Origin of the sequence: Macrococcus bovicus, assembly GCF_004359575.1 — a bacterium.
GTDB classification, from domain to species: domain Bacteria; phylum Bacillota; class Bacilli; order Staphylococcales; family Staphylococcaceae; genus Macrococcus; species Macrococcus bovicus.
In genome coordinates this window covers 45814-59975 of the sequence record NZ_SCWF01000007.1, presented here as the reverse complement: position 1 = coordinate 59975, position 14162 = coordinate 45814, and the positions used below count along the sequence as shown (strand labels likewise).

Sequence of the window (14162 nt, the reverse complement as noted above, 5' to 3'; positions counted from 1 at the left end):
TTTTTATTATTTGTTCATAAAATATTTTTATTCAATAACAAATTATAGTGGTATAAAATTGAGTGGCTGTTTCCTTGTCAATAAGACTTGAATAAAGTAAAATGTTAGAATCCAAAAAACGGGAGGACAACTATGAAAAAGGTTTTCAGCTTATTTATCAAGGATGTACAGCATGCGCTCAAGACGCCTATGGTACTCATCGTCATCCTTGGGCTCTGCATTCTTCCCTCTTTTTATGCATGGTTCAATTTGAAATCGTCGTGGGACCCTTATTCCAATACGAAAGGAATCAAAGTAGCGGTCGTCAATTTTGATGAGGGGGCTACGGTTCAAGGTAAACATGTCAATGTCGGCAAGTCCCTCGTCAGCGAACTGAAGACGAATGATCAGTTCGGCTGGGTCTTTGTCGATTCGCTGAAGGAGGCGAAGCAGGGTGTCCGACTGGGGAAATACTATGCCATGATTCATATCCCTGAACATTTTTCGGAGGATATGACGAGTATTTTCGACAAGAAACCTAGACGGGCCCATATCGATTATCAGGTCAACCAGAAAATCAATGCCATTGCACCGAAGATGACGACAGCAGGTGCAACAGCCATCACCAAGACACTGAACGACAAATTTGTTGAAGTAGCGACCCAGGCTTTCCTGAAGGAGAGTAATTCGCTCGGTATCGATTTAGAGAAAAAGCTGCCGCTTTATCACAAGATTGAAAATGCTGTATTTGAAGCCGAAGCGGCTATTCCGAAGATGGAGGAGTTCAGTGCTGCCGTACAGAAAATTGATGCCCATCAAGGGGATATCAATCGATATGCCGAAGAGTTTTATGCCCTTGAATCTTATAAGGATGAAATCAATAGTGGCGCTGCGAAGCTGATTAAAGCCAATCAGCACGCCGGAGAAATCAATGAAGCGGGTCAGATGATAGTAGGGCTGAACAGTAAGATGAGCAATATAGAAGCAGCACTCAACAAGGCCCAGCAGTTCGAGGAACGTTTCCCGGAGATTAATGCGGCGGTCGCGAAGGGCATAGATGCGACGAACAAAGCAAGTGCAGTCCTTGCCACTGCGCAGAGCAGAATGCCCGAAGTCCATGCGCGGCTTAATCAGGCACAGGACGTGACCGATAAGGCGGATACTAAAGTTGAGTCAGCTGAAGAAAAAGTGTCATCTGAGGATAAGGTGACCACAGAAGGCGAGGCATCAGAAGGAGACGGGACGACTTCTTCTGAAGAGAAGGTGACGATTCCAGCAACCACTGAAGCCGCAACCACTGAAACAGCGTCAACTGAAGCGCCAAGTGCCGAAGCTAAACAGACAGCTACGATGCAGACGGTTGCTGAAGTTAAAAATGAGCCGTTGACCAAAACGGACCTTGAACCTGCCAAACAGGCATTAGGGGAGGCGCTTCAAGCCTTGGCTGATTTAGTGAAGGACAATGCAGCGGCGCAGAAGGATACCCTGTCTACACTGAAAGACCACCAGCCGTCAAGTGATAATATGAAGGTGATCGCACAGAATATCGGACAGACGATTCAGCTGCAGAATGAAATCATTGACGTGCTAAGTCGTTCTTCTATTGACACGAGTCAGATAGTGAATGCGCTAAAGGAAAGTAACGATACTTTAGCAGTTGTGCAGAAACAGCTGGAAAATGGCAAAGCAGATGCAGCAAGCATCAGCCGTGCTGTAGAAGCGCTCAGCGTCATTCAGAACATGGATATGCAGTCTATCTTACTGCAAGGACTTGAAACTATAGATGCAGGTCTTGATACCGCAGCACTCATGCTTGCAGATGCAGAAGAATTTGCGAATAAAGTTGACGGTATCCTGACAGAAGCGCAGCAAGTCACTTCCGCTGCAAACGAAAGACTGGTGGCGATTAACAATGAACTGCCTGCCCTTGAAGAGCGCTTCAAGGAAGTCAATGCGAATGTGCAGTCCAATTTCCCTGCATTTAAAGCACGAGTCGCAGAAGCGAGCCAGTTTGTACAGAATGATCTACCCGGTGTTCTGAATGATTTAAATCGGATCAGTCGTTTTGCCCAGAATGATCTGCCGGGTGTCATGTCCAAATACGATCAGACAGCTGATCTGCTGCGTAACAATCTGCCGGGTGCGGAAAAAGGCATACATGACCTGGCGGAATTTACGCGCAATGACTTACCAGGTATCGAAAGAGATATCAAGCAAGCAGCGGATAAGTTCAGGGAACTGGATGAAAAAGATGTGATGAACAAGCTGATTAAGTTACTACGCAACGATCTACAGGGGGAAGCGGATTATTTCTCTGACCCGATACAGCTAGACGAGAAACAGATGTTCCCGATACCGAACTACGGTTCTGCCAGTGCCCCGTTCTATACTGCACTTGCACTCTGGGTGGGCGCACTGTTATCAAGCAATCTGTTAACGACCGAACTGAAGGATCAGTCACTTAAAGGTGTCTATTCGCTGAGGGAGCTCTTTGCAGGCAGGCTGCTCCTATTCTTAAGTATCGGTATCATCCAGTCGATTATTGTTGTCCTCGGTAATTTCTTTATCCTGGATGCCTATGCCAAGCATCCTGTTATGAATCTCTTGTTTGCAGTACTGGTCTCTATAGTCTTTACCTCAATTGTCTACACGATGGTCAGTTTACTCGGTAACGTCGGTAAAGCACTGGCTATCATACTGATGGTGCTCCAGATTTCTGGTGGAGGCGGTACGTTCCCTGTGCAGGTGACGCCGCATTTCTTCCAGATGATCCATCCGTTTCTGCCGTTTACTTATGCAGTAGACCTTCTGAGGGAGGCAGTAGGCGGAATAGTGCCTGAACTGGTTCAAAAGAATATCAGCCGTCTGTTGATATTCTGCCTCGGCATTCTAGGCCTGGGCTACGGCTTTAAGCCGAAATTCGAACCTATCAAAAATCGGATGATTAAAACCTCACAGGAAAGTACCATTGTCGAATAGAGCATCGTGCTGGAATGTTTCTTAAGTATAATATATTATAAATATGTAATGCAAAGGAGGTCGTCATGCATAAAGTAGATCCTATTAAAGACATCAAAATGATTAAAGAGCTTGAAAATTACGTGCGGTATAAAAGTTTGGCCTATTATTTTATCTTTAAAATAGGCATCAATGCGCCTCTTAAAGCAGAGGAGCTGGTTCAGTTGACTGTCTCAGCTGTTAAGTCGCCGGTATTTCTTGAGATAAATGGCTACCAGATTCTCCTCTCTGAAGAACTGATGACTGAACTGGACGACTATATCGCTAATTATCAGCTGACGTCAGAAGACTGTCTGTTCTGTTCAAAGCGGACAGCCAGACCCTATACCCGTCAGCAGCTGCACCGCGTATTAGCTGAGGCAGCGGACACATTGTCTTTGGATTGTCATATCGGCGTACAGTCATTGAAAAAAACATTTGCGTATCACGCTTATCAGCAAGGTATGGAAATAGCTGACTTGCAACATCTGCTGGGTCATCAGTCCAAGAAGATGACCTTCAATTTTATTGATGTACCGCCTCAAGCTGCTGCTTCGATTCAATTAAATTTATAAGGATGTGAACTATGCTCATCTCATTTCTATTGTTCGGACTCATCATGATGGGTCTCATCTTTTTCCAGGATTCTTTCACCCGGCGGTTGCCACTGGGGATGACCGTTCTGCTTTATCCGCTGGCTGGCAGTGCTCTCACTTTATATGCACTGTTATCCCGCCGGAATTTCAGCCAGACTATTCCATGGATTCCCGCTTTTGATATCAGCTTCTCCTTCAGGCTTGATGCCTTAAGTCTCATCTTTTTTGCACTGATTTCATTTATAGGCGTTCTTGTTGTGCTCTATTCTATTTTCTACCTTGCGCCCTCTGAGAACTTACCGAAGTTTTACAGTTACCTGCTGCTCTTTATGATTGCGATGTACGGCGTGGTCCTAGCTGCCAATACAATCGTCCTCTATCTTTTCTGGGAACTGACCAGTATTGCGTCTTTCCTGCTGATCAGTTTCTGGTATCAGAAATCTGCTGCCCTGCAAGGGGCGCTGAAATCATTTCTGATCACTGTATTCGGCGGCATGATGATGCTGCTGGGCTTTATCGCACTCTATGTCATGACAGGAACTAATGATCTGAGTGCTTTGGCAGAACACATGAAAGACGCCGATAAAAATCTTCTCTACTACTTCGCTCTCGCTGCCATATTACTAGGTGCATTGACTAAATCAGCACAATTTCCGTTTCATATCTGGCTGCCGGATGCCATGGAAGCACCGACGCCAGTCAGTGCCTTCCTCCATTCAGCGACAATGGTGAAAGCAGGTATTTATCTGCTGCTGAGAATGCTGCCGGTCTTCAGCGGGGATGCTGTTTTTCAGTGGGTTCTTATAATTGATGGCTTGATTACCATGCTGGTCGGCAGCCTATTCGCAGTGCGGCAGTCCGACTTAAAAGGGCTGCTCGCCTATTCCACCATCAGTCAGCTGGGGATGATTGTGACACTGATCGGGCTCGCTGCCTTTGATCAGCTGAACCCGCTTTATCAGCCCTTTATCGTGACGGCCCTTATCGCGGCACTTCTGCACATCATTACGCACGGGATATTCAAGGCAACGCTCTTTATGGGTGCAGGAATCGTCGATCATGCAGCCCATACGCGTGATATGAATCGGTTAGGCGGCTTAAGAAAAGCCCTGCCCGTTACTTTTATCGTCATGTCTATTGCAGCATTGTCTATGGCAGGGATTCCGTTTCTCAGTGGCTTCTTGACGAAAGAAATGTTCCTGACAGCGTTAGTCGACTTAAAGGAATTTAAGATTAACGGTGTCTATCTGCTTGTCGCAGCAGGCGTGATTGCAAGTATCGGGACATTTGTCTACAGCGTAATCGCCATCGTCCGGACCTTCTTCGGACAGCAGACCGTTGAAATTGACCACGGTGAATCAGGCGGCATTTTAATTTCACCGGTGATTCTGGCAGCACTGGTCATTCTGCTCTTCTTTATACCGAATATGCTGCTTGGCTACTTGATTGAACCTGCACTCTCCGTCATACTCGGCTTCAATCCTGCCGGCTATGTGAAGCCGATTCATGCCTGGCATGGTTTTAATGAGCCGCTAGTGCTTACGATTGTGATTATTCTGAGCGGACTCGCCATTATTCTTTCAGGGGCCTATCGTCAGCTGTTCCCGCAATATAAGGAGATGCCTCTGAACAGATTATATAAAAAGACATTGAAGGGACTGGATGATATCAGTCATCAAGTCATCAAGCGTATAATGACCGATCGGCTGAATCATTATCTGATGTTCTTGTTTGGTGTTGTACTGGTGCTGACGCTGCCAGTCAGCCTGCAAGTGCTGCTTGACGTCTATCCTGCATTTGAACTGACCGCAGTCCATATTTATCCAGCTATTTTGGTGGGGGTGATCAGCGTGGCCTGTCTGACTCTATTAAGAGTGAAGTCGAGAATGACGGCCACCATTTTGACAGGCGTCGTCGGGTACGGGACTTCCATGATCTATGTGCTCATGTTTGCGCCTGACCTTGCCCTGACTCAGTTTGTAATAGAGACCATTACAACAGTCCTGTTTTTAAGCTGTTTCTATCACTTGCCTAATCTCGAAAAAGAAAATAAGAGTCGATTAAATCGAACTGTCAGCTTAACAATTGCGTTCAGTATGTCTCTTCTGATGATGGCGATGATGATCATTTCTCAGTCTACTGAAAGTTTTGACTCTATTTCTGTATATTATGAACAGGCCTATGAACTTGCAGGCGGTAAAAATATCGTGAATGCGATTCTAGGAGATTTCCGTGCTTTTGATACTTTACTTGAAGGTCTTGTGCTGTTAATTACAGGTTTAGGTATCTTTGCACTTATTAGAAGGAAAGGAGAAGTCAGACATGAGAGAAAATGATGTACTGCTGCTGACGATTTCAAAAATCGTAATCGTCATCATATTGACGTTCGGCTTTTATATTTTTTTTAATGGTCATAATGGACCTGGCGGTGGATTTATTGGTGGCCTTGTCTTTACATCCGCCTTTATCCTGATGTTCCTGGCTTTTGACGCTGAGAGAATACGTCAGTTACTTCCTTTTGACTTCAGATACCTGGTTGTTGGCGGAAATATCATTTCGTTGTCCACTTTGTTCCTGCCGCTCTTTCTGGGGGATGAATGGCTGACACAGTATGATGAATATTTCCAGCTGCCGGTAGTCGGTGAAATGCACATTACGACAGTGACAGTTTTCGAATTTGGCATCTTGCTGACAGTGCTGGGTGTAGTGATGACGATACTTCTGACGATTAGTGGTGATCAAACATGAATTTAATGATGATATTAATAACAGGTATCCTGACGTTCACAGGTGTTTATCTGGTTCTTTCCAAGAATTTAATCCGGATTGTTCTGGGTACGAGTATCCTGAGTCATGCCTCGAATATCTTCCTCTTGTCCATGAGTCAGGCAGGTAAAAATGTGCCGATCATCGGTAATGGAGAAGAGTATGTAGATGCTGTTCCGCAGGCGCTCATACTGACCGCTATTGTCATCAGTTTTGCGATTACGGCATTCCTTCTCGTCATTGTCTACCGCACATATCGCTATACCCAGCATAACCATATCGATGCGTTAGGAGGTCATGATGAATAATTTGATTCTACTGCCTCTGTTAATACCGCTATTAGCCGGTCTGGTTACAGTGTTATACAAGCCATATCGGCGTGAAATCGCCATAACAGCAAGTGCTGTTGCTGGTGTCCTTGCTTTAACGCTCTCTTATCATGCAGTTGACGACATGATGGTCATCAATTTTGGCGGCTGGCAGGCACCATATGGTATACAGTTTGCGGGCGATTTTATCAGCTTGGCGCTCTCAGGTATCAGTCTTGTGCTGACCTCGCTGATTCTGCTGTACGGCTTGAACCGGCCGGAGCATGAGAATGCTCAGCTGCCGTTTATCCTTTTCCTGCTGGTAGGTGTCAACGGTTCATTTCTGACGGCGGATATCTTTAATTTATTCGTGCAGTTTGAGGTCATGCTTCTGGCATCGTTCGTCCTGATGGCGATCGGTAATCGGGCGGTGCAGTTCAAAGCGAGCATTCCCTACGTTGTCATCAACATCATCGGCTCATGGCTCTTTCTTGCTGCTATAGCGATGACTTACCGCCTATATGGTACTCTGAATTATGCGCATCTATCAGTACGGGTGCAGGAGCACGGTATGTCGGAGCATGCTATCTTGATTGCACTGCTATATCTGCTGGTATTTGCCCTTAAGTCAGCCCTCATCCTCTTTATGTGGCTGCCAAAATCATATGCAGTGCTCTCTACTGAGAACTCGGCCATATTCAGTGCCTTGCTGACAAAAGTCGGAGTCTATGCCATGATCCGCTTCTTCACTGTTATATTCTCTGTGCATGCTGCTGTGACACACGAAGTATTACTGATCGGCAGCATCTTGACCATGGTCATCGGCTCGATCGGTGTGCTCGCCTATAGAAGTATCAAATATATGATCTGTTATCAGATTATCCTGTCCATCGGCATCATTTTATTTGGACTGTCAACCTATACCGATGCTGGACTGCAAGGTGCGCAGCTCTACCTGATGAACGATATGCTGACCAAAGGGCTGCTGTTCCTGATTACGGGCACTATTATCCGTGATCTTCATATCAGTACATTGCAAGGCCAGCATGGTCTCATTAAAAAGCATCCTCTACTGGGCGCCATCTTCCTGATGGTGACATTGACAATAGGAGGGGTCCCGCCGTTCGGTGGTTTTGCAGGAAAGCTGCTGATTATAGAGGGCGGCCTGCAGGACGAGTCTTATATAGGGACGCTCGTCGTGATTATAGCCAGTCTGATTGCACTATATGCGCTGATCAGAATGTTTCTTAAGGTCTTCTTCGGGGAGGACGGAAAGACGAGGGATTATGACATTCCTCAGCATCAGTACGGGGTGCTGATCACCCTTCTATGCTTATCAATTGGTATTACGCTGTTCGCGCAGCCGCTTATAGAGATGTTGAGTCACTTCGATGTCAGTCATTATAACCAGCTGTTATTGAAAGGAGGGGAGAAATAATGGCGCAGTTTCTGCTCAATATCCTCATTGCTATTTTATGGACGTTATTCGGCGACCAGGATCGCTTTTATTTCTCCACTTTCTTTAAAGGTTATCTTATAGGGCTGATTATCGTCTGGCTAATCCATCGGTTCTTCGGCGGCAAGTTTTATCTCTTTAAGTTCTGGGCTCTTTTCAAGTTGTTTATGGTTTTCAACTATGAGCTGCTGACATCCAGTCTCTCAACGAGTCGTTATATCTTATTTAAATCATCAGAGATAAATCCAGGGATGGTCCAGTATCAGACCAGACTCACGACCGACTGGCAGATCACTGTGCTGACGATGCTGATTATTCTGACCCCGGGCTCTGTTGTGCTTAGGATCTCCGATGATAATAGTACGCTGCTCATTCATGCCTTAAATCAGACGGACAGGGAAAATAAGAAGTTACTGAAATCGATCAAGAACTATGAACGGTTGATTAAGGAGGTCATTTATTCATGAGTGTGATCATCATAAAAGTGGCATTGATTATCTACGGCGCTGCGATGTGTCTGGCATTATTCAGGCTTACCAAAGGCCCGTCATTGCCGGATAGAGTCGTCGCCTTTGATACAATAGGGGTCATTGTGATGTCTTCTGTCGCTATCATCAGTGTGCTGTACAAGACACAAGTCTATTTAGAAGCGGTTCTTATCATCGGTGTACTTGCTTTCATCAGCACCATTGCGACGTCACGATTTATAGAAAGAGGTGTTATCTTTGAACGTAAACGACATAAGTAACCTGATTGCAGCGCTTATCATCCTGCTGGGCAGCATTATGACGTTGATCAGTACCATCGGTATCGTCAAGTTCAAGGATGTTTACACACGAAGTCATGCCGCTACCAAGAGTTCGACTTTAGGTGTCTTGCTGACGCTGTCAGGTGTCTTCATCTATTTCTGGGTGAATGATCATTACTTCAGTGTCAGGATTATTCTAGGCATCGTCTTTCTCTATATCACCAGCCCGGTAGCGGGCCACCTCATCACGCGTGCAGCATATCATTCTGGTGTTGAGATGTATACAGAGGAAAAAGGAAAAAAAGCAGAACGTCTGAACTGAAAAAGACATATAGAGCAGCTGCTCTATATGTCTTTTAATGTTGATGTCCCTTCTTGATTGTCATCTGCACCTGACAATCGTCGTCCAATATAACAAGATCTGCATCTTTACCTGGCGCGATACTGCCTTTATGGTCAGCTATACCCAGCGCCTTAGCCTGATTGAGACTCGTTACAGGCCAGAGCTCTGATAGAGGACGCCCAGTATATTCTTTTAACAGACGGAGTCCCTCATTCATCTTGAGGATGCTGCCGGCCAGTGTGCCGTCACTGAGACGCGCTGTCTGATTTTTGACGATCACATCCTGGCCGCCCAGGTCATAAGTGCCTTCAGACATTCCTTTTGCACGCATTGCATCCGTGATGAGATAAAAACGATCTCTGCCTTTCATGCGATACGCGATTGCTACAGCAGCAGGGTGAGAATGGACGCCGTCGACAATCACCTCAGCAGATAACTGGTCGTTCAGCCAGGCAGCACCGAAAGCACCTGGACTACGATGCTGAAACGGTGATGAAGCATTATAGAGATGGGTGATATGTTTTGCACCGTTATCTGCTGCTTGGTTTATCTGACCATAATCCGCTGTTGTGTGCCCCACTGAAAAAATGATGTCGTCCTTGAAATGTCTGAGGACTTCATCTGCACCTTCGATTTCAGGAGCGAATGTCATGATTTTAATGAGGCCGTCTGCTTTGTCCTGCAAGTCATTGATGGCTTGAATAGTCGGTCTTTGAACATAGGCCGGATTCTGAGCGCCTACTTTATCTGGAGAGATAAAGGGACCTTCAAGATGAATGCCCAGCATCTCTGCATCATGAGGGAGTTGTTGGGCATGATACGTTTTAAGCGTGTCAAGCGCAGTCCTAATGACTTCTGTGGACTGGGTCATCGTCGTCGCCAGATAACTTGTTGTACCTTCTGAAAGCAATGAGCGGGATAAGTGATGGAGTCCCAGTGCATTCGCATCCATGAAATCCTCTCCATATCCTCCGTGAATGTGAATATCAATGAAGCCGGGAAGGATATGTTTGCCTTCTAAATCAATCGTTTCAAGCGGACCTGAATAGGGGCCTTCCTGAACCGCTTTGATATGACTTTCTTCTATTATAATATGCCCATTTACGCTGCCTTTTTCTGTATGAATCGTGCCATTCGTCAGCACATAACTCATGTGATCACTTCCTTCTTAGATTGGTTACATTATAGCATAAATAGGCTATTGCTTTAGTTAATGAAAACGGTTAAAGTAATTAAGTGAAAAGTTTAACAAACGATAAAGGAGAAAAAACATGTTAAGTTTCTTTCAAAAGCTGGGACGCTCACTTATGCTCCCAGTCGCAATACTGCCGGCTGCGGCTATTATTATCGGCATTGCCAATACAATGATTGCCATTCAGGAAAAGCCGAATGCAGTATCTTCATTTATTCAGAATGCAGGTCTCAGCATACTGGGTCTGATGGGTGTTCTCTTTGCTGTAGGTACAGCCCTCGGGATGGCGAAGAAAAATGACGGGGCAGTCGCACTTGCTGCTGTTGTCGGATTTTTCATGGTTTCAACTATCCTTAAGCCTGTAAATGTAGCACTATATCTAGGCGTCGATGTCGCTAAAGTGAATCCAGGTTTCGAAAAACTTGATAATTCAAATGTCTTCGTCGGTATTATAGTCGGATTAATTGCTGCTTATATGTATAACCGATTTTCTGAAACCGAACTTCCTATGGCGCTCTCATTTTTCAGCGGTAAACGGCTTGTACCGATTATGACGGCATTCGCAAGTATGTTCCTCGCATTTATCCTGTTGTTTGTCTGGCCAGTTGTCTTTAGCGGACTCGTTAATTTTGGTGAGATGATCTTAGGTCTAGGACCAGTAGGGGCAGGTCTATATGGATTCTTCAACCGGCTGCTCATACCTGTAGGTCTTCATCATGCATTGAACTCAGTGTTCTGGTTTGATGTTGCCAATGTCAATGATATCGTCAACTTCCAGCAAGGCAAAGGGGTCGAAGGTATGACTGGCCGCTATATGGCGGGCTTCTTTCCGGTTATGATGTTCGGCATGCCGGCTGCTGCACTTGCAATGTATCATACAGCTAAAACTGAACAGAAAAAACGCGTTGCCGGCCTGTTACTTGCAGGTTCAGTCTCTGCGTTCTTTGTGGGTATTACAGAGCCGATTGAATTTGCATTTATGTTTGTTGCACCGGTCCTATTTGTTATTCATGCGATATTGACAGGACTGTCAATGTTTATAGCTGCATCGTTCCAGTGGACAGCAGGGTTTTCGTTCAGTGCGGGCTTAATTGATTTCTTACTGTCATTACTGAATCCGATGTCGAATCAACCATGGATGCTGATGATGCAAGGTATAGTATTCTTTGTTCTTTATTATGTTATTTTCAGAGCGGCTATTCAGTTCTTTGACTTGAAGACTTTAGGTCGTGAAGATGATATGGCTGAGCACATAGATGAGGGCGTTGCTGAAGGAGAAGGTAAGTATTCAGCAATGGCGCGTCATATTATCAAGGGATTAGGTGGAGAAGACAATATTGACACACTGACAAACTGCGCAACTCGCCTCAGATTAGAAGTGAAAGATAATTCAGTCATCAATGTGAATGAGATTAAGCAAGCAGGTGCAGCCGGTGTCATTAAGAGCGGACGCACACAAGCACAGATTATTATCGGCACACATGTTCAGCAAGTGGCCGATGAAGTAGAACGACAATTGGATCGTTAAGATGAATCTATCCAGGTGAGTACTGGGTAGATTTTTTGTTATGAGCGATATTTGGGATTTATCGCTCATAACGAGTAGGAAACGGATATGAATGCCGGGTTATGAGCGATATTTGGGATTTATCGCTCATAACGAGTAGGAAACGGATATGAGTGCCGGGTTATGAGCGATATTTGGGATTTATCGCTCATAACGAGTAGGAAACGGATATGAATGCCGGGTTATGAGCGATATTTGGGATTTATCGCTCATAACGAGTAGGAAACGGATATGAATGCCGGGTTATGAGCGATATTTAGTGTTTATCGCTCATAACCCTAAGAGCCCTTCAAACACTTCAAAAATTTTTTGAAACTGTAAAGAAAAAATACTTTACAGTAATTTTGTTATCTGTTATAGTAAGTACTTGAGAAAAGAACTAAAGGAGAGAATTAAATTATGGCAGTTAAAATTCGTTTAACACGTATGGGTTCTAAAAGAAACCCTTTCTACCGTATCGTTGTAGCTGACGCTCGTGCGCCACGTGACGGTCGTATCATCGAAGCAATCGGAACTTACAATCCAGTTGCTAAACCAGCAGCAGAAATCAAGGTTGACGAAGCGTTAGCTTTAAAATGGTTAGCTGATGGAGCGAAACCAACTGATACAGTACGTAATATCTTGTCTTCACAAGGTATCATGGAGAAATTCCATAACCAAAAAATCGCGAAGTAATTGCGATGGAACAATTATTACAAACGATTATTGAGCCACTCGTTGATTTTCCGGAAGATATTCAGATATCAAAAGAAGACCATCATTCAAGTGTCACTTATCATATAAGCGTCAACAAAGAAGATACTGGCAAAGTCATCGGTAAGCAGGGTCGTCTGATTAAGGCGATCCGTACACTGACGATGGCAGGTCAGCACGAGTCAGGTAAAAAAGTGTTTGTAGAAATTGATTAAGGGGTGCCTGTTGGTGCCCCTTTTTTTATAGGAGGCGATCACATGTCAGTCAATGTAGGTAAGATTGTGAATATGCACGGTATTAAAGGAGAGGTGCGTGTGCTGTCTGCTTCAGACTTTACACAGGAACGCTTCAAGCCGGGCAATGAAATCATCATCAGGCAGAATAATGAGGAGACACCTGTTAAGATTAAAAGTTACCGCACACACAAGAACTTTCATCTGCTGCAGTTCGAAGGCATGGAGAACATTAATGTTGTCGAGAAGTTCAAAGGTGCTGATATCTTTCAGGATATTGACGAGATTGATATCCCGCTGGCAGAAAATGAGTTCTATTATCATGATATCATCGGCTGTACGGTCTTTAATGCAGGTGAGGCGGTCGGCCGGGTGATTGATATCTTTGAAACGGGCGCAAATGATGTCTGGGTCGTCAAAGGTGACAAGGAGTATTTGATCCCTTATATCGAGGACGTCGTTAAAGAAGTGGATGTCGCGAATAAGACCATTGTCATAGAAGCGATGGACGGTCTGTTATCGTGAGAATTGACTATCTGACGCTCTTCCCCGAGATGTTTGAGACGCTCAATCACTCTATTATGAAGCGGTCACAGGATAAGGGCATCGTCACACTTAACCCGGTGAATTTCCGTGCGTTTTCGAATAATAAGCATCAGCAGGTCGATGACTATCCTTACGGCGGGGGTCAGGGAATGGTGCTGAAGCCTGAACCGGTCTTCAGTGCGGTCCAGTCGCTTGAAGTCACTGAGGAGACCCGGATCATTCTGATGTGCCCGCAAGGTGAACGTTTTGACCAGGCGAAAGCTGAAGAACTGGCACATGCTGAGCATCTGATTTTTATCTGCGGTCATTACGAAGGATATGATGAACGTATCCGCACCGAACTTGTGACTGATGAAATTTCACTTGGGGATTTCGTCCTGACAGGCGGTGAGCTGGCAGCTATGACGATGACAGATGCGATTGTGCGACTGATTCCCGATGTGCTCGGCAACGAAGTCTCACATGAAGATGATTCCTTTTCATCCGGCTTGCTGGAACACCCGCAGTATACGCGTCCTGCCGATTATAACGGCTTGCAGGTGCCTGCTGTCCTGCTCAGCGGCAATCATAAGCTGATAGAAGAATGGCGTCATCACGAAAGTCTGAAACGGACATATGAAAGACGGCCTGATCTCCTGGAAAGCTATCCGCTGACAGCAGCAGATATCCAGTATTTAGAGACCTTGGGCTATCAGGAATAAATTATTTTCAAACTGTCAAGATTTTTTCTTGTCAGAA

General features: G+C 45.1%; 15 protein-coding genes. 14 read left to right on the top strand and 1 reads right to left on the bottom strand.

From position 1 onward, the window contains the following. Nucleotides 1-132: 132 nt before the first annotated feature. From ERX55_RS07495 to ERX55_RS07455, 9 genes are all read left to right on the top strand, one after another. Complete coding sequence (locus ERX55_RS07495; protein WP_133451956.1) at nt 133-2958, top strand: YhgE/Pip domain-containing protein; 2826 nt, start codon at nt 133-135, stop codon at nt 2956-2958. Nucleotides 2959-3023: 65 nt separating this feature from the next. Continuing rightward, nucleotides 3024-3551, top strand: coding sequence for a tyrosine-type recombinase/integrase (locus tag ERX55_RS07490; RefSeq protein ID WP_133451955.1), 528 nt, complete (start codon nt 3024-3026; stop codon nt 3549-3551). An 11-nt stretch (nt 3552-3562) separates the two neighbouring features. After that, nucleotides 3563-5908: a hydrogen gas-evolving membrane-bound hydrogenase subunit E gene (gene mbhE, locus ERX55_RS07485; RefSeq protein WP_133451954.1), complete on the top strand. Its 2346-nt coding sequence runs from the start codon at nt 3563-3565 to the stop codon at nt 5906-5908. Then, nucleotides 5895-6320, top strand: a complete 426-nt coding sequence (locus ERX55_RS07480; RefSeq protein WP_133451953.1) for an MnhB domain-containing protein — start codon at nt 5895-5897, stop codon at nt 6318-6320. Before mbhE ends, ERX55_RS07480 begins: the two co-directional genes overlap by 14 nt. Beyond that, nucleotides 6317-6646, top strand: a complete 330-nt coding sequence (locus ERX55_RS07475; protein WP_133451952.1) for a Na(+)/H(+) antiporter subunit C — start codon at nt 6317-6319, stop codon at nt 6644-6646. Before ERX55_RS07480 ends, ERX55_RS07475 begins: the two co-directional genes overlap by 4 nt. Next, complete coding sequence (locus tag ERX55_RS07470; protein WP_165983744.1) at nt 6639-8084, top strand: proton-conducting transporter transmembrane domain-containing protein; 1446 nt, start codon at nt 6639-6641, stop codon at nt 8082-8084. Before ERX55_RS07475 ends, ERX55_RS07470 begins: the two co-directional genes overlap by 8 nt. Further along, nucleotides 8084-8569, top strand: coding sequence for a Na+/H+ antiporter subunit E (locus ERX55_RS07465; protein WP_133451950.1), 486 nt, complete (start codon nt 8084-8086; stop codon nt 8567-8569). Before ERX55_RS07470 ends, ERX55_RS07465 begins: the two co-directional genes overlap by 1 nt. Next, entirely contained in the window at nt 8566-8850 is a 285-nt protein-coding gene (locus ERX55_RS07460; protein ID WP_133451949.1) for a Na(+)/H(+) antiporter subunit F1, read from the top strand. The genes ERX55_RS07465 and ERX55_RS07460 overlap by 4 nt, the downstream gene beginning before the upstream one ends. Beyond that, nucleotides 8828-9172: a Na+/H+ antiporter subunit G gene (locus ERX55_RS07455; RefSeq protein WP_133451948.1), complete on the top strand. Its 345-nt coding sequence runs from the start codon at nt 8828-8830 to the stop codon at nt 9170-9172. Before ERX55_RS07460 ends, ERX55_RS07455 begins: the two co-directional genes overlap by 23 nt. Nucleotides 9173-9206: 34 nt before the next feature. On the opposite strand, the gene nagA is transcribed toward ERX55_RS07455, so the two are convergent. Further along, nucleotides 9207-10346: an N-acetylglucosamine-6-phosphate deacetylase gene (gene nagA, locus ERX55_RS07450; protein WP_133451947.1), complete on the bottom strand. Its 1140-nt coding sequence runs from the start codon at nt 10344-10346 to the stop codon at nt 9207-9209. A 118-nt stretch (nt 10347-10464) separates the two neighbouring features. On the opposite strand from nagA, the gene nagE reads away from it, so the two are divergent. The 5 genes from nagE to trmD all read left to right on the top strand — a co-directional run bounded on the left by nagE (nt 10465) and on the right by trmD (nt 14125). Continuing rightward, nucleotides 10465-11913 carry an N-acetylglucosamine-specific PTS transporter subunit IIBC gene (nagE, locus tag ERX55_RS07445; protein ID WP_133451946.1) on the top strand — a complete coding sequence of 483 codons (1449 nt, stop codon included), beginning with the start codon at nt 10465-10467 and terminating at the stop codon, nt 11911-11913. A 438-nt stretch (nt 11914-12351) separates the two neighbouring features. Further along, nucleotides 12352-12627, top strand: a complete 276-nt coding sequence (gene rpsP / locus ERX55_RS07440; protein ID WP_133451945.1) for a 30S ribosomal protein S16 — start codon at nt 12352-12354, stop codon at nt 12625-12627. 5 nt (nt 12628-12632) lie between these two features. Next, a complete protein-coding gene (locus ERX55_RS07435) occupies nt 12633-12860 on the top strand; it encodes a KH domain-containing protein (RefSeq protein ID WP_133451944.1) in 228 nt (75 codons plus the stop codon). Nucleotides 12861-12902: 42 nt separating this feature from the next. After that, a complete protein-coding gene (gene rimM, locus ERX55_RS07430) occupies nt 12903-13403 on the top strand; it encodes a ribosome maturation factor RimM (RefSeq protein ID WP_133451943.1) in 501 nt (166 codons plus the stop codon). Then, nucleotides 13400-14125 carry a tRNA (guanosine(37)-N1)-methyltransferase TrmD gene (gene trmD, locus ERX55_RS07425; RefSeq protein ID WP_133451942.1) on the top strand — a complete coding sequence of 242 codons (726 nt, stop codon included), beginning with the start codon at nt 13400-13402 and terminating at the stop codon, nt 14123-14125. The genes rimM and trmD overlap by 4 nt, the downstream gene beginning before the upstream one ends. The last annotated feature ends 37 nt before the right edge of the window (nt 14126-14162 follow it).

What these genes read in the sequence shown, in the direction of transcription:
- ERX55_RS07495 (WP_133451956.1), top strand. Translation starts at nt 133, where the DNA reads ATGAAAAAGGTTTTCAGCTTATTTATCAAGGATGTACAGCATGCGCTC.
- ERX55_RS07490 (WP_133451955.1), top strand. Translation starts at nt 3,024, where the DNA reads ATGCATAAAGTAGATCCTATTAAAGACATCAAAATGATTAAAGAGCTT.
- mbhE (WP_133451954.1), top strand. Translation starts at nt 3,563, where the DNA reads ATGCTCATCTCATTTCTATTGTTCGGACTCATCATGATGGGTCTCATC.
- ERX55_RS07480 (WP_133451953.1), top strand. Translation starts at nt 5,895, where the DNA reads ATGAGAGAAAATGATGTACTGCTGCTGACGATTTCAAAAATCGTAATC.
- ERX55_RS07475 (WP_133451952.1), top strand. Translation starts at nt 6,317, where the DNA reads ATGAATTTAATGATGATATTAATAACAGGTATCCTGACGTTCACAGGT.
- ERX55_RS07470 (WP_165983744.1), top strand. Translation starts at nt 6,639, where the DNA reads ATGAATAATTTGATTCTACTGCCTCTGTTAATACCGCTATTAGCCGGT.
- ERX55_RS07465 (WP_133451950.1), top strand. Translation starts at nt 8,084, where the DNA reads ATGGCGCAGTTTCTGCTCAATATCCTCATTGCTATTTTATGGACGTTA.
- ERX55_RS07460 (WP_133451949.1), top strand. Translation starts at nt 8,566, where the DNA reads ATGAGTGTGATCATCATAAAAGTGGCATTGATTATCTACGGCGCTGCG.
- nagA (WP_133451947.1), bottom strand. Translation starts at nt 10,346, where the DNA reads ATGAGTTATGTGCTGACGAATGGCACGATTCATACAGAAAAAGGCAGC.
- nagE (WP_133451946.1), top strand. Translation starts at nt 10,465, where the DNA reads ATGTTAAGTTTCTTTCAAAAGCTGGGACGCTCACTTATGCTCCCAGTC.
- rpsP (WP_133451945.1), top strand. Translation starts at nt 12,352, where the DNA reads ATGGCAGTTAAAATTCGTTTAACACGTATGGGTTCTAAAAGAAACCCT.
- ERX55_RS07435 (WP_133451944.1), top strand. Translation starts at nt 12,633, where the DNA reads ATGGAACAATTATTACAAACGATTATTGAGCCACTCGTTGATTTTCCG.
- rimM (WP_133451943.1), top strand. Translation starts at nt 12,903, where the DNA reads ATGTCAGTCAATGTAGGTAAGATTGTGAATATGCACGGTATTAAAGGA.